Below are 14769 nucleotides of genomic sequence, written 5' to 3' on the forward strand. Positions count from 1 at the left end.
TAGTGGCGGGGTCGAGTCAGTCGAGTAGCGCAACGGTGAATGCATTCGCAAACCGGTGCTCCGGGTCCAGCGCCTCGCGCACCCGGCGGAACGCTTCCCACTGGGGGTAGAGCGCCGGCCAGTCGTAGAGGGACTCGTCGAAGTACTTGCCCCAGTGGGGACGGCCACCCTCCTCGGCCAGGGCCCGTTCCACTGCTCGAAGGAAGCTGCTCCCCTCCTCGGACAGCGAACCATCCGCCGCGTAGTAGACCACAAAGCCGAAGTAGCAGGTGTCCTGGCCGTTGGATGGGCTCAGCCATCCCTCGGACGCGCCGGTGCAGCGCAGGATCACCGGGTAGTGCATGCGGGGGCGGGTCTCCGCATGCCAGTCCTTGATCTTCCTGATCACCGCTCCGGCCTGCGCGAGCGGGATCCCGATCTCCACGTTGATCTGGGGGGTCGCGATCCCCTTGCAGAACACCTGGTAGATGTCACCCGTGACGTCGGTGAAGTCCCGGAAGCGCGACACCGTTCGGAGCGACTTGCCGTTGTCGGCGACGCCCTTGCTGTCGTCGCGGAGGTGCTGCAGCGTTGCCTCGATCGTGCTGTTCATGGACGTATCGGTCGTCGCGTACTCCACGAGCTGACTGCCGCCGGCGCGGTAGCGGGACACCTCGTGGTCGGACGCCTCGTTGGCGGTCCACACCTGGACCTGGTTCTCCTGGGGGAACCACCACGCCTTGACCAGGATGTTCTCCCGGTTCCAGGTCTCGAGGTCCGTCTCGAGGGTGCCGGCGTCGACGGCCTTCTTCACGCAGGTGTAGATCATCGACTCCCGTGCACGCAGCGTCACGGCGGTGATCACGCCCAGTGAGCCGAGGCCGAGCTGGACGGCGGGGAAGTCCGGGTGGTCATGGTCGAACTCCGCGACCGTGCCGTCGGCCAGCACCATGCGGATGGCCAGCGCGGCGCCGGCGATCGAGCTCTGCTGCAGGCCCTGGCCGTGGGTTCCGGTGGACAGGGCGCCGGCCAGCGTCTGCTCGGCGATCACCCCGGGTGAGGCGTCCAGCATCTGCCCTCGCGCGGTGAGGAACGCGTACACCTCGGCCAGGGAGGTCGAGCCGGCGAAGGTCGCGGTGTCCTCGGTGCTGGAGATCAGGCCGCTGAGCCTGCTCAGGTCCAGGAGCGTACCGGCTCCGTCCGCGACCTCGATCATCCTGCCGGGCGACATCCGGCTCCCGATCATCCGGACCCGGCCGTCACTGGTGGACAGGAAGTCGCACAGCTCCGCCTCGGTGGCCGGCGCGACGACCGAGCCGGGCAGGCCCAGCCGGGAGTTCCTGGCCCAGTTGCGGAGCCGGATGTCCTCGCCGGTGAGCTCCGGCTCCTGGTGGGGGTAGGTGAGCTGTGTGATGGCCATGACGAGTCTCCTGTAGAAGTTCGGTTCTGCCTTCGAAGCCGCACTGACGGGCGCGGCTGATCCATCGGGCACGGGTGCTTCCGGCCACCATGGATGAATTTCTCAGTTCTGTAGAAGTCCTGCTGACACCATAGCCCTGCCTCGTCAAGGGAATGTTTACACTGACAAAATGACTGTCGTATGTGTGCCCGATCCGAATGCCCGCGATCTCCTCGGAGCCCTCCCCGACGAGGTCGAGGTGATCGTCTGGAACGGCGAGGGCGAGAAGCCCGAGCACTTGGCGGAGACCGTCTTCTGGGTGCCGCAGGTCGAGGACTCCACCAACCTCGCCGAGAAGTTCGCCGCCATGCCGAAGCTCGAGGTCACCCAGCTGACGAGTGCCGGCGTGGAGGACATCCTCGAGCACGTCCCGGACGGTGTGACCCTGTGCAGCGCGCGTGGCGTGCACGGCCCGGCTGTCGCCGAACTGGTCCTGGCCGTCGTCCTTGCCACGCTGCGTCGGCTTCCCCACTTCGGTGAAGCGCAGCGACAGGCCCGGTGGGACCCGATGGAGGCCGACGACCTGCGCGACAAGCGCGTGCTGATCATCGGCGCCGGTGACCTCGGAGAGCAGACCGCCCGCCGCCTGCGGAGCTTCGACGCCGTTCCCGTGCTCGTGGCGCACACGGCACGGGACGGCATCCACGCGACGTCGGAGCTGCCGGACCTGCTGCCCGAGGCCGACGTGGTGGTGCTGACCGTTCCGCTCACGGAGGCCACGACAGGTCTCGTCGACGCGGAGTTCCTGTCCCGGATGCCCGACGGCGCCCTGCTGGTCAACGTGGCGCGCGGCAAGGTCGTGGACACCCCGGCACTGCTCGCGGAACTTACGTCCGGGCGGCTGCGCGCCGCCCTGGACGTGATGGAGCCGGAGCCCCTGCCTGCCGACCACCCGCTGTGGAACGCGCCGAACCTGATCATCACCCCGCATGCCGCCGGCTCGATCGCGCAGTCCGGCCCACGAGCCTTCGCGCTGGTCAACGCGCAGGTGCGCCGTTACGTGGCCGGCGAGGACCTCGTCAACGTCGTGAAGGGAGCCGACTGAATCCTCACGCATACGCTGTGAAGTTCGGGCCGAGAGTGTCGAGCCAGGCGGCCGGATGCACGGCCACGGCGTCTGCGCCGGGCCTGGCCCATGCGGCCGCGACCGCCTCCTCCAGCGCCGCTCCGGTCCGGGCGAACGGGTAGCGGTCGAGCACCCAGCGGCGGTTCTCTGCGCGCACCGGCGCCAGGGCGTCGAGGTCCTGGATCAGGTCTGCCACCCGGTCGCGGATCAGCAGCGGTCGCTGGTCCGGGACCCGCCACGCGCCGGGTGCCTCGAACAGCTCGTGCCCGCCGCCGCCGTCGTACCCGACCACGAGGCAGCCCGAGGCCAGCGCCTCGGCGACCGGCAGACCGTAGCTCTCGGTGTGCCCGAGGGCGACGAAGACCGCCGAGCCCGCCAGGGTAGCGGCCACCTCCGCCCGCGGGGCCTGGACCAGTTCCACCAGCTCCACCCCCGAGAGCCGTGGCTCGTCGGCCAGCAGCCGCTTCAGCAGCGAGGCCTCCCGCGGCCGCTTCTTGGGGAACCAGCTCACCCGAAGCTGCCCGGCGGCGCCGGGGGCGAACAGCTCGCCGTCGACCGGGTTGGGCACCACGCTCACCGGCAGACCGGGCAGCGCGGCGGACAGCACGTCGCGGCTCTCCCCGGACACCACCCAGATGGCGGGCGCCGGTGACCACCCGGGGAAATCCTCGCCCGGCGCGCCGGCCGCGAAGGTGTAGAAGTGGTTCTGGTTGAAGATGACCTTGCGCGCTCCGGGTGCCGGATCGCGGCCCTGGACGGTCGGTGTCTCCGGCAGCACCAGGATGTCGTCGGCGCCGATCGCAGTGGTGGCGCCGAACAGCATTGGCACGTCGTCGGGAATCCAGTCGGTGCGGTCGTCCGCGTCGGGCAGCCACAACCAGGCCTCGTGGCCGCGCTTCCGCAGCAGCCGGACGTGCTGGGTCATCACGTGCACGCCGCCACTGTGGTGGCGCGTGGCGAAACCGGCGTAGAGGATCCGCCCCGGAGACCGCCCGGGAATGCTCACCATGCCGGAGCCGTCAGGTACCAGGACGCGCCGCTCCCGGTGTTGTGGGCGGGGAACGAGTCCGGGCCGAGCCCGACGTCCGCCCGCCACGCGTCGCCCCACTTGGCGTCCAGTCCGTGGAGGATCTCCGCCCGGTTGCCCTCGGAGCTCTGACCGGTCCGGTTCATCGTCTGCCGCCGCAGGTGCGAGACGTAGGCGCCCTCCGTGACCACGCACCGCAGGCCGGCCGCCCGCACGCGGATGGCCAGGTCGATGTCCGCGCCGTAGCCGTGCCGGGGGAAGGTGACCTCGTCCAGACCCCCCAGTTCGACGACGGAGGGCACGGCGAACGCTATGGCGGTGCCGTCACAGAAGTCGACGTCGCGCAGCACGTCGCGCGGGACGTACTCCGCGGCGGTACCCGGGATCGCCGAGGCCCGCTGGTGGAGCCAGAAATCGTCGTAGCAGGCCGCCGCGAGCGCGATGTCGTCCGCTGTGGAGAAGGGCGCGAGCAATCCGTCGAGGAACCCGGGCGACAGCCGGATGTCGTTGTTCAGCACCACGCAGACCGCATGTCCGTCGCGCGACGCCGTCTGCAGAGCCCAGTTGGCGGCGCCGATCCATCGCAGGTTGCGCCCCGGGCGGTGGACCTCGATGTTCCCCTCGGGGAGCACGTAGTCACCGGCGTTGTCGACCACGACGATGCGCAGGGCCGGGTGGAGGTTGCTCCCGTCGCGGACCAAATCATGCACCACCGCATCGGTCAGTTCCGGCGAACCGAACGCGGGGATGACCACGAGTGCCGAGGCGGCGGTCGTCGCGGGTGTCACTGCTCGGCGCGGGCGGCGCGGCCCCCGCGGTGGCCGTTCAGCGTAATGATCAACATCGGTTCCCGTCGGGTCAGGTGGACGTGTGCCACGGCAGTGAAGACTACTGAGTAGTTCTGCCAGGCCGGGCGAAAGGATGGCTCTTTCTTGTGTGATGTGTCCCACGCGGCCTACAGTAGATACATCGTGTCCGTACTAGTTGTACGTACTCCCCCGTTCACATACCGACCTCCCGTACAGAGAGAAGATTCGCCATGGCAGCCGAATCGCTTCCGAAATCCCGCATCCCCCTGTTCGACGGCATGAACCGCATCCCCGGCGGCCTCATGCTCATCCCCCTGATCCTCGGCTCCATCGTCGGGACCTTCGCCCCCGGCTTCCTGGAACTCGGCAGCTTCACCACCGCCCTGTTCGCCGAGTCGGCCCTACCCCTCATCGCCGTGCTGATCTTCGCCACCGGCATGCAGATCACCGCCAAGGCCTCCGGCCCCGTCCTCGCGACCACCGGCGTCATCCTGCTGTTCAAGACGATCATCCCCGCCGCCCTCGTCGCAGGCCTCGGCCTCGTCGTCGGCGTCGAGGGCATCCTCGGCATCTCGATCCTCGCCCTGCTGGCCAGCTTCGACAACAGCAACGGCGGCCTCTGGCTCGCCTTCACCGGCCGCTACGGCGACTACCGCGACCGCGGCGCCTACATGGCCTCGGCCATCAATGACGGCCCCTTCTTCACCCTGCTCTTCCTCGGCATGTCGGGCCTCGGCAACATCCCATTCCTCACTCTGCTCGCCGCCGCCATCCCCCTGATCCTCGGCTTCATCGTCGGCAACCTCGACGCGAAGTGGACCGAGGTCATGCGGCCCGTTCCAAACATCGTCATCCCGTTCTTCGCCTTCGCCCTCGGCACCGGCATCGACCTCCGCAACGTCATCGCCGGCGGCATCGGCGGCATCTTCGTCGGCATCGCCGCCACCCTGATCACCGGCGCCCTCGTCTACATCGGCTACCGCTTCGTCCTGCGCCGCGGCGCCAAGTCCGGCATCGGCATCGCCTCGGCGACCACGGCCGGCAACTCGATCGCGACCCCGGCGATCGTCGCAGCCGCGGACCCGAGCTTCTCCCCGTTCGTGGAGGTGGCGACGGCGCAGGTCGCCTCGGCCGTGCTGGTCACCGCAATCTTCGCCCCGCTCCTCGCCACCTGGGTGCTCAAGCGCCAAGGCGGACTGGATACGGACGACGCCGTCGCGGTCACCCCTACGTCCGCCTCCGAACTCCCGCCCGCCGGTGATCCGTCCGCACCGGTCACCCGACCGCGCCGGACGCAGGAAGACGACCGACCGTGACACCTTCCGCACCCATCGTCGGCATCGCGGCCGACGACGTCACCGGCGCCACTGACTCCGTGGTCCAGTTCTCCCGCACCGGCTGGTCCTCCCGGCTGCTGTTGGGGGAACTGCTCCCGGACTCGGTGGCACCGGGCAGTGCCCTGGCCGTGAACACCGACGCCCGCGCGATGGAAACCGCCACCGCCCGTCAGGCCACGGCGAGCGCCATCAGGAACCTCGTCACCGCCGGGGCCGACCGCCTGTACCTGAAGATCGATTCCACCATGCGCGGCAGCGTCCCGGCGCAGGTGGCCGGGGCCCTCGACGCATGGCAGGAGCGGCACCCCGGCTGCTTCGCCGTCGTGTGCCCGGCCTATCCGGCCATGGGGCGCACCGTCGAGGACGGTCTGCTGCGCGTCCACGGCGGACCGGTCGAGGACTCCCCCGCGGGCCGCGATCCGGTCACGCCGGTTCCGACGAGCGAGTTCTCGCAACTCCTGCCCGGCACGACGACGGTCAGCCTCAGCGGCTCCGCCGAGCGGGATGCGCAGGCGCTCCGGATCGCGGCGGGCGACGGCGTCGTGGTCGTCAATGCGACGTCCGACGACGACCTCCGCGCCCTTGCGGCAGCACTCGTCGTCGCCGGTCCGGCGGCGATCCCCGCCGGGTCGGCCGGCCTCGCCGCTGCGCTGGCAACAGCCTGGGCGGAGTCGGGAGCCGTGCGCACCTCCCCGGAACCGGCCCCGGCCGCTCAGGGGCAGCGGATCGTCGTCGTCGTCAGTTCGCTGCACGACGTCGCCCGCGCCCAGACCGACCACCTGCGCTCCCAGCTGGACCCGGCCGACCTCCGCATCCTGCAGCCCGACGAGTCGCTGCTCGACCAGCCGAACCGGCTCGCCCAATGGGCCGCCGGAGAGCTCGAGCTCCCGGAGTCCCTCCCGCGGGTGGTGGTCATCATCTCCCCCGAGGCGGTCGGCGGCTCCGCGACCCTTGGCGGTGCAGCCATCGCCCGCAGCCTTGCGTCCGTGGTGCAGCAGACCCTGTCCCGCGCATCCGTCGGCGCCCTCGTGCTCGTCGGCGGCGACGGAGCCCGCGCCGTCCTCGACGCCACCCGCGCCCTGGCGCTGCGCATCACCGGCGCCATCCAGGAGGGCATCCCGGTCGGCGTCGTCGAAGGCGGCACCGCGGCTGGGAAGATCGTCGTAACGAAAGCCGGCGGCTTCGGGGCCGTCCCCGCCCTGCTCGACACCGTCACCGAACTCACCCGAACCCTCACACCCACCCTCGCCCACTCCACGGAGGCATCCTCATGAGCATCCCCACCCTCGCCGTCACCCTCGGCGACGTCGCCGGCATCGGACCGGAGATCACCGCGAAGTCCCTCCTCGGGCACGACGACGTCCGGCAGGAGTGCGTGCCCGTCGTCATCGGCGACGAAGCCGCCATGCGCCAGGGCGTCACCAACGTGGGCGGCGATCCGGACAAGGTCCGCGTGCTGTCCTCGATCGAGGGCGCGACGAACGAGCCCGGCATCATCGAGCTCCTGCAGACCGGACCGTCATTGGCCGACGTGAAGCTCGGCGAGCTGAGCCCTGCCGCGGGCGATGGCTCCTACCGCTTCGTCGTCGAGGCCTGCCGCCTGGCCCGCGAGGGCAAGGTGCAGGGCATCGTCACGGCGCCGCTCAACAAGGCCGCGATGCACGCCGGTGGGCACAAGTGGCCCGGCCACACGGAGCTGCTTGCGCACGAGTTCGGCGTGGAGAACTTCAGCCTCGTCCTCTCCGCGGGCGACCTCTACTTCTTCCACCTCACCACCCACGTCTCCCTGCGGCAGGCCATCGAGGACGTCACGCCCGAGCGCACCACCAACGTCATCGAGCTCGTCAGTGCCTTCACGAGGGCGCTCGGCAATCCGGACGAGCCCATCGGCCTCGCCGGTCTCAACCCGCACGCCGGCGAGAACCGGCTCTTCGGTGACGAGGACGCCGACATCCTCGCCCCCGCCGTCGCCGCCGCCCGCGAGAACGGCATCAACGTGCACGGGCCCATCCCCGCGGACGCGCTCATCCCCGCCGCGGTCAAGGGCAAATGGAACATGGTCATCGCCTGCTACCACGATCAGGGCCACGCACCCTTCAAAGCGGTGTACGGCGACGACGGCGTGAACATCACCGTCGGTCTGCCCGTCGTCCGCGTCTCGGTGGACCACGGCACGGCGTTCGACATCGCCGGGCAGGGCATCGCCCGCGAGGCGAGCCTCGTGCTGTCGATGCGCCGGGCCGCCGCGCTGGCGCCGGGCTGGGACCACGTATGGCGGACCGCCCAGAAGAAGTAGCTGGCTCCGGACATCTAGGATCGAGACCATGACTAGCGACGAAGACCTCGACCCTCCCGTCCCCCGGTTCCTCGAGGGCATCGAGCTCAAGCGGGTCCACGACGGCAAGGTTCTCGAGGAGCACGACGACGACGGCTCGTCGCCCTCGGACAGCCCGGGCGAGTAGCTCCTCGACGACGATCCTGAACCGGAGCAGACCTCATGGCTGGAACAGAAACCCCTGGCGCTCCCGAGCGCACGCTCGACGCCGGGAGCAGCGAGCCGCTGCACCTGCAGCTCCGTGGTCACCTGCGGGCGCAGATCATGAACCACTCGCTACCGCCGGGGACGTCGCTGCCCAGCGAGGCGCAGCTGCAGGTGCGGTACGGCGTGTCCCGGTCCGTGGTGCGTCAGGCCCTCGGCGCCCTGGCGGATGAAGGGCTGATCGAGCGCGGCCGTGGCCGCGGCAGTACGGTCGCGCCCCGGCGCGAGCATCACCGCCTGGTGCACCGCACCTCGGGGCTCTCGGCGCAGATCGGGAGCACCGGGGCGACGGTGGGTACGAAGGTGCTCTCGCTGGTGGTGCAGGACGCCGATGCGTCGACGGCGGTCCTCGGGACGCCACAGGTCCTCGCCCTCGAGCGGGTGAGGACGGCCGACGGTGTGCCGATCGCCGTCATCCATACCTGGCTACCTGCGCCGGCATTCTCCTCGTTGGCCGCCGAGGATCTCCGGGACGCCTCGCTCCACGCCGTGCTCGGGGACAAGTTCGGCGTGCAGATCGCGTCCGGGAAGCGGCAGATCAGGGCAGTGCCCGGTGATCGGGACCTGCTGGGGCTGCTGCACCTGGACACGGGGTCGCCGGTCCTGCTGCTGGAGGGCACCAGCTACGACCAGGACGGGCGGCCTGTGGAGGTCTTCTCGACCTGGCACCACCCCGACCACGTGGTGTTCGACATCGACGTACAGGGAGAGCCCGGCGGAGCGCCGGCGTCGGCTACCGCGAGCTTTCCTGATTCTCTTTCCGACCGCGCGCGCCGTGTCAGCGAAGATCTCCTACGCCTTGCGGACGACTTGTCGGCTTCCGAGGATCACCGCATCTAATAGGGTCAAGTGAAGCGCAACCGCCGGCAGCGCAGACCAAGCGGAACCAGCTTCCTCAACCAATAGGGTGACTCGAGTGTCAGACAGCGAATCGATGGTAGAACCAATGCCGAAGTGGCACGAATTCATGCGGCCAGTGCTGAAGGTTTTGTCTGACGGGAGAACAAGGACTAGACGCGAACTGATCGCCGACGTGCTCGATCAGGAAGCCATTCCGGAGGATCAACGCGCAATTCTCCTCGCCTCAGGGCAGCCGAGCGCCGAGAATCGGATCGGGTGGGCGATGTCCGACCTGACACGAGCTACCGCAGTGGCCAAACCTGAACGGGGACGCTTCACCATCACCGATGTCGGCCGGCAGTTACTCGCTGCCAACGGGGAGAACATTACGAAGGAAACACTTCGAGCTATACCTGCGTATAACGACTATGAGCCAAGACGGCAGAATGTCTCAACGAACAACGCGGTTCAAACGCGGACTGATGAGGAATCTGAACTCGATCCGACTGAGCAAATTGAAGGTGGCATCGAGCTGTTGCGGGCCGACGTCGCCACAGATCTTCTAAAGCGACTTCAAGAACGGCATCCGGACTTTTTTGAAGAAGCCGTAGTGAAACTGCTTCTCGCGATGGGCTACGGAGGCGCAGAGAACCGCGGTCGGCGCATTGGCGGAACCGGGGACGGAGGTGTGGACGGAGTTATTGACCAAGACGCCCTCGGTCTTGATCAGATTTACATTCAGGCCAAACGCTACGCGGCGGAGTCAACGGTCGGGCGAGAAGCTATCCAATCATTCGTCGGAGCGCTGGCTGGCCGCGGTGCATCCAGGGGAGTGTTCATCACCACAAGCCGCTTCTCAACTCAGGCACTCGATTACGCTCGGGCCATCCCGACTCGCATCATCCTAATTGACGGTAAACAGCTCACCGACCTAATGATTAGGCATTCCGTGGGCGTACAGGTAGCGAAGGTGTACACCGTCGTCGAGGTCGACGAGGACTTCTTTGAGTAGCGGGCGAGCGCCCTCATATCTGCCTTACTGAGTCGCGGCAAAATTGTGCACACCAGCCCGGGTGCGAGAATCACCTCGGCGACCGCCCGCGTATCGCCAAATGGAGCACTTGACGCTCGTCACCGGCTTCCTACCACCAGCGGTTGCGGCACCCGCTTGCCTGGCACTCCCATTCGGGCGTTCCGCACTGAGAATCGCCGGTGGCAGGGTCGACACGCCACTCCTCGGTCATAACGCAGCCTGCGTAGACCACGCGCGGGTTCACTTCCTGCATGGATGGCGGGACCATGCCATAGGCGATCGGCCAAGCCTCAGACCCGCATCGAGGACACTGCTCAATAAGGGCGGACTTGTTCTGTTTCGTCGTCGTCATACCCAGAGGTTAGGCGGGCGCCGTGACGTTTCAGATTCTCCCCCGAGCCACTAGAAGTTTTTGTAAGTTGCACGCCGGCTGCCCCAACTTAGGGATAAAGGAGGGCCGACATAAGCGCGGTCCCACTGTCAACGACGACGGGCTTATTCGGAGGACCTGCATGTCGACCAGCTACCTAAGTACCTCGGGCTGCACGACGCCGGGTGACTGCTGCGACGGCGGTGTCGACAGCGATTCCGCGAACTGTTGCAGCGCTCCTGCTCCGATCCATAGCACCAGGGCCAACAGCACAAGACGCCACATGGCACCCAGACAGCTGGGCTCGTTCTTTCGACGTCGTCGATTGGTCGGTTTGACCGAGCGCATCCTAGGCGCCGCTTGAGGTCGATCGGCGAAAACCACGCGCGCTGCAGCCACACGCCGAGCTGCGAGAAGCGACGACTCGGGCTCCGGGCGATCGAACATCGCAGTTGTTGCCACCGCTGGACTTGTCGGCCCTGCCAGCAGCCCCTTCAGGTAGTCGTGAATTGCACTGACGAACACTTCCTCAAGGACCGGCGGTAGCGCAAGCACCGCATCGACTAGCCCGTCAATGCCGACCACTGTCACGCCGGCATTGGTCGAACCGATGAGGTCAGGTTGGCCCACCAGGCAGATCCATGCCTGTGCCGTGCTCCGATGCTGTGGTTCCAGCAAGGCTGCCACTGCTGCACACTGCTCGAGCGCCGACGCTGTCTGAGACTTCCGCGTGTAGCCGTTCTGACGGAGCTCCCCGTCACGCAAGTGCACGTCACCCGACCAGTTCTTGGCATCGATGACCAAGACGCCGCCGGGTCCGACAGCGATGTGATCGAGGTTCGCCTTCGGCCGGCCGGGCCAGTGCACGTCGTGAAGCATCCTCCAGCCCTGGATCTCCAGCCGGCGCAGGTGCTCGCCGACTCGCGCTTCGCCCTGGGCTCCGGCGAGCCATGCCTGCTGCGCCTTCCGCGCTTGCTCGAGATCGGCCTCCAGCTGCTTGAGTTCTGCTTCCAGCCGGGAAACACGCTCACCTATTCGCCGAGCCTGCTCCGCAGCGCCCTGACCTGCTTCCACGTTCTCTCCCCCATATGTCTGCTGAATAAGCCTAGGAGAGCTCAGGTGCGTGACTCTGAAGGAAAAGCACAGGAGTGCAGCAGGATTTCTCGGCTCGCAGGAAGGAATCGCTACCGCCGACAAGACGGGTGGACAGCTGTGAGCTGTCAGGACTTCTACAGCCCGACTGGCTCAGATTGAGGCTCCACGGCGCCCGAATCCGACGGCGCCGTGGACCCCGGCCTAGAAGTGCCGAAGATACCGGCCTTCAACCGTAGATCCGCTGCGCAGCCCCGTACCCCAGCGGGAGACCGCTCCCCCGAAACCAGGAAATGAATACCTCCACCACTGCTGCGAGGGTGAGATTCTGCGACTGGGCAGGGGCCGAGAAGGGCAGGTTGCCTGCATCGTCTGCCGCGACACCTAGTCCGATCCGCCAGTTACGCGTGATGCTGCCGTCCGTCTGCGCAACCTCCACCAGATACCCGGAACCCGTGTTCATCGCCTGGGCATACCGACCCGGCGCGTCTCCCCTGGTCTGTACCGTGAACCAGTCGCCCTCTCCGCCAACCATCTGGGCGATTCCCACCAGTTGACTGACCGATGTCAGCTCTTGCCAGTCGGTGTGGAGTCGGCCGATTTGGGCTTGCCATTCCAGGGATTCCTCCCACTGGAGGTCGAGCGTGAGTTCGAGGTGGGTATCGGTCAGTTCCGCTAGCTCGAGCATTCAGTCTCCATCGCAGCAGCTCCTGTATAGGACCATCGTCGGTGGCGGCACCGACATTTGAGCCAATGCAACAAGGACCGGCGGCGCGAATTGCGCCCTCGTGGGATTGAGCGGGTGGTGCAAGATCTCGTGGAACGTGAGTGCGCCTGAACCGTGCTGCATCGCAGGTAGACAGCGAAGCGCCCCGGGAGAATCGGCTCCTGGGGCGCTTCGGGGAGTCGCGGTCTATCAGGCGAGGCAACCCCCGAGCGCGATCGTTCCGTCGATGAGGGCGATCCTGTCCAGCACTGCTGCGTACTGGGTCTGCAGACCGGCTACGACGACCTTCTGGGCGGCGACCGCGTCGCGGTTGACCTTCTTGGCGCTTTCCAGTGTTCGGAGCGTGGCTGACTGGGTGACGATCTTGGCGTCAAGAGCGTTCAGGTCGGACTTGGCGGTAGTAAGTGCCGCCTCCTTCTCGCTGATCTGCTGAGTGAGCGTGTTCAGCGAGGTCTGCAGCGGCGTGAGCCGGTTCTGCAGCGACAGGATCGCTTCCTCCGCGGCAGTGATTTGGCTGTTCAGCCCAGCCAACTTGGTCACCAGCGCGTTGACCTCGCCGTCGAGGCGGGTGACCTCGGCGGTCTCCTTCGTCACCGCCGTGTTAGCGGCCGTCAGGGTGGCCTGCAGACCCGGCAGGGCGTCCTCGAGGGCCTTGAGCTCACCCTGCTTCGCGGTGATCTCCGCCTTAGCGGCGGTGAGGTCACCGGTCAGGCCCGGGAGCGCGGCCTCCAGGGCGGCAATCTCGGCCTTCTTCGCGGCCACGGCGGCGTTGGCATCGGCCAGAGCCTTATTCGCGGCGGTCTGCGCAACCTTGGCGTCGGCCAGAGTTTGCGTGGCACTTGTGAACTGCTGGTTGGCGCCGGCGAGGGTGGTCTGCAGTCCCGGGAGAGCCTGCTGCAGGTTGCTGGACTCCTGCTGCTTGGCCGACAGCTGGGAGTTCAGAAGGGCCAGCTCGCCCTGCAGCTTGGTGAGGTCACCGTTCAGGGCCGTTATGAGCGCCGTGTTGTCAGTGGTCTGCGCCTTCGCGGCCGTCAACTGCTTGTTCAGCTCCGTGATCTGGTCCTGCAGGCGCTGCTTCTCGGCGTTGTTGTTCGACGCCTGACGCAGCTCCCGCAGACGGGCGATCTCCGCCTCGAGCGCCGCCACCGTCGTGCTGGTTCCGGACGTGGCGGTCGCCGCGGCGATCTCCGCCTGCTTGGCGGCGATCTGCGCCTCCTTGGTGACGATGTCGCCCTTGAGGCCGGCGATCTCAGCGTTCAGGACGGGCAGCCTGGCCTCGATCGTGCTGATCTGCTGGCTCAGGGTGGTGACGCTCTGCTCGGCCAGGCGGAGGTCCTCCTCGGCCTTGACGACCGCGGCGGTCGCCGCAGCAGCGTTGGTGTCGGCGGTCTTGGCGGTGGCCTCCAGCCCCGGCAGCGCGGCCCGGACGTCGGCCAGCTTCTTCTCGGCGGCGTCCACGAGGACCTGGGCTGCGTCGCCCTGAGCGACCAGCACGGCCAGCTCCTGGGTGGCCTTCTCGATGGCGAGCAGCTGCGCGTTGACGGCGTTCTGAGCAGTGGTGGCGGCCGCGGTAGCGCTCTCCAATCGAGTAGTCGCAGTGGCGAGCTCACCCCTTTTGGTGACGAGGCTGCTCTCCACGCCGGCCTTCTGCGTGTTCAACCCCGCGAGGGTCTTCTGGGCGTCAGTGAGCTGGGTCTGCAGCGGCGTGATCTGGTCGACCAGCGCCGTGCGATCGCCCCGCAGGTTCGTGAGCTCGACCTCGGCGGCCTTGATGGCCGCGTCCAATGTCGCCCGATCCTCAGTCATCTTGGTCAGCAGCATCTCGGCGGCGGCGATGTCACCGTCCAGCTTCGCGTTCGCGGCGTCCAGGTCAGCAATCTGCTTCTCCGCCGCCGCGATCTGCCCGGCCAGCGTCGTCTGCTGCGTGACCAGTCCGGCGCGGTCGGCCTGCAGCTTCGCAATCAGCTCGGCGTTCTGCCGGGCCGCGGCCTTGAGCAGGTTCGGCTGCACCATCCCCCGGTGCGCGAGCTGGTTCGTCACACCGTTGCAGATGCCCGTGGTCGGGCTCGTCGTGGCTGAAGCCTGCGGGGCGAGAACCAGCATGCTGGTCAGGATCCCAGGCAGGATCACTACGCTTGCAACGCGACGGATAAGGACGGATTTCGCGGTGGGCCCGGTCGCGACGCGAGCTGAAGATTCCTTGCTCATGGTGTTCCCTCGTTCAGGCCCGTTTGGGCGTGCTGTATTGAGTAGAGAATTGGAAAGGCCGCGGAATGATTCTCATTCAGCGCGAGCAACCCTGCCGTTCAAGCGGATCAGCAGTGGCGGAAGCAATTCGGCAGGTGTATCAGCGGTCTGGGCTTCAGTCCGGTAGTGTGACAGCCGGCCTGTCGTAATGAGTTAAGGCTACGGCGAAACAGGACAGTAGAACCGTTCGCACGCGTTCAAATGCCTAAACGCTGGTTGCGGTCAGGAGCAGACAGGAAGCCTG

13 protein-coding genes are annotated in these 14769 nt (G+C 67.3%); 7 read left to right on the forward strand and 6 right to left on the reverse strand.

What is annotated here, in order from left to right; translation table 11 throughout:
- Positions 1 to 16: 16 nt before the first annotated feature.
- Positions 17 to 1399 (reverse strand): D-arabinono-1,4-lactone oxidase, encoded by a 1383-nt coding sequence (locus ACX80H_RS12345; RefSeq protein WP_459313649.1) that lies wholly within the window; start codon positions 1397 to 1399, stop codon positions 17 to 19.
- Positions 1400 to 1583: 184 nt separating this feature from the next.
- Here ACX80H_RS12345 and ACX80H_RS12350 point away from each other — a divergent pair, with 184 nt between their 5' ends.
- Positions 1584 to 2483, forward strand: coding sequence for a 2-hydroxyacid dehydrogenase (locus ACX80H_RS12350; protein WP_459313650.1), 900 nt, complete (start codon positions 1584 to 1586; stop codon positions 2481 to 2483).
- A 4-nt stretch (positions 2484 to 2487) separates the two neighbouring features.
- On the opposite strand, the gene ACX80H_RS12355 is transcribed toward ACX80H_RS12350, so the two are convergent.
- Both ACX80H_RS12355 and ACX80H_RS12360 read right to left on the reverse strand, forming a co-directional pair.
- A complete protein-coding gene (locus tag ACX80H_RS12355) occupies positions 2488 to 3513 on the reverse strand; it encodes a glycosyltransferase (protein WP_459313651.1) in 1026 nt (341 codons plus the stop codon).
- A complete protein-coding gene (locus tag ACX80H_RS12360) occupies positions 3507 to 4319 on the reverse strand; it encodes a glycosyltransferase (protein WP_459313652.1) in 813 nt (270 codons plus the stop codon). Before ACX80H_RS12360 ends, ACX80H_RS12355 begins: the two co-directional genes overlap by 7 nt.
- Positions 4320 to 4570: 251 nt before the next feature.
- Between ACX80H_RS12360 and ACX80H_RS12365 the strand changes: the two genes are divergently transcribed.
- From ACX80H_RS12365 to ACX80H_RS12390, 6 genes are all read left to right on the forward strand, one after another.
- Positions 4571 to 5656 carry a 2-keto-3-deoxygluconate permease gene (locus tag ACX80H_RS12365; RefSeq protein ID WP_459313653.1) on the forward strand — a complete coding sequence of 362 codons (1086 nt, stop codon included), beginning with the start codon at positions 4571 to 4573 and terminating at the stop codon, positions 5654 to 5656.
- On the forward strand, positions 5653 to 6951 hold the full coding sequence (locus ACX80H_RS12370) for a four-carbon acid sugar kinase family protein (protein WP_459313654.1): 1299 nt from the start codon (positions 5653 to 5655) through the stop codon (positions 6949 to 6951). The genes ACX80H_RS12365 and ACX80H_RS12370 overlap by 4 nt, the downstream gene beginning before the upstream one ends.
- Positions 6948 to 7973, forward strand: a complete 1026-nt coding sequence (gene pdxA, locus ACX80H_RS12375) for a 4-hydroxythreonine-4-phosphate dehydrogenase PdxA (protein WP_459313655.1) — start codon at positions 6948 to 6950, stop codon at positions 7971 to 7973. Before ACX80H_RS12370 ends, pdxA begins: the two co-directional genes overlap by 4 nt.
- 28 nt (positions 7974 to 8001) lie before the next feature.
- Positions 8002 to 8139: a hypothetical protein gene (locus ACX80H_RS12380; RefSeq protein WP_459313656.1), complete on the forward strand. Its 138-nt coding sequence runs from the start codon at positions 8002 to 8004 to the stop codon at positions 8137 to 8139.
- Positions 8140 to 8174: 35 nt separating this feature from the next.
- Positions 8175 to 9056: a GntR family transcriptional regulator gene (locus ACX80H_RS12385; RefSeq protein ID WP_459313657.1), complete on the forward strand. Its 882-nt coding sequence runs from the start codon at positions 8175 to 8177 to the stop codon at positions 9054 to 9056.
- 76 nt (positions 9057 to 9132) lie between these two features.
- On the forward strand, positions 9133 to 10068 hold the full coding sequence (locus tag ACX80H_RS12390) for a restriction endonuclease (RefSeq protein WP_459313658.1): 936 nt from the start codon (positions 9133 to 9135) through the stop codon (positions 10066 to 10068).
- A gap of 544 nt (positions 10069 to 10612) precedes the next feature.
- Here the strand turns inward: ACX80H_RS12390 and ACX80H_RS12395 are convergent.
- The 3 genes from ACX80H_RS12395 to ACX80H_RS12405 all read right to left on the reverse strand — a co-directional run bounded on the left by ACX80H_RS12395 (position 10613) and on the right by ACX80H_RS12405 (position 14381).
- Positions 10613 to 11533, reverse strand: coding sequence for a nuclease-related domain-containing protein (locus ACX80H_RS12395; protein WP_459313659.1), 921 nt, complete (start codon positions 11531 to 11533; stop codon positions 10613 to 10615).
- A gap of 247 nt (positions 11534 to 11780) precedes the next feature.
- Positions 11781 to 12239 carry a hypothetical protein gene (locus ACX80H_RS12400; protein WP_459313660.1) on the reverse strand — a complete coding sequence of 153 codons (459 nt, stop codon included), beginning with the start codon at positions 12237 to 12239 and terminating at the stop codon, positions 11781 to 11783.
- 228 nt (positions 12240 to 12467) lie between these two features.
- Positions 12468 to 14381, reverse strand: coding sequence for a coiled-coil domain-containing protein (locus ACX80H_RS12405; protein WP_459313661.1), 1914 nt, complete (start codon positions 14379 to 14381; stop codon positions 12468 to 12470).
- Between the last annotated feature and the right edge of the window lie 388 nt (positions 14382 to 14769).

The sequence above is a fragment of the Arthrobacter pasteuri genome (assembly GCF_054510955.1).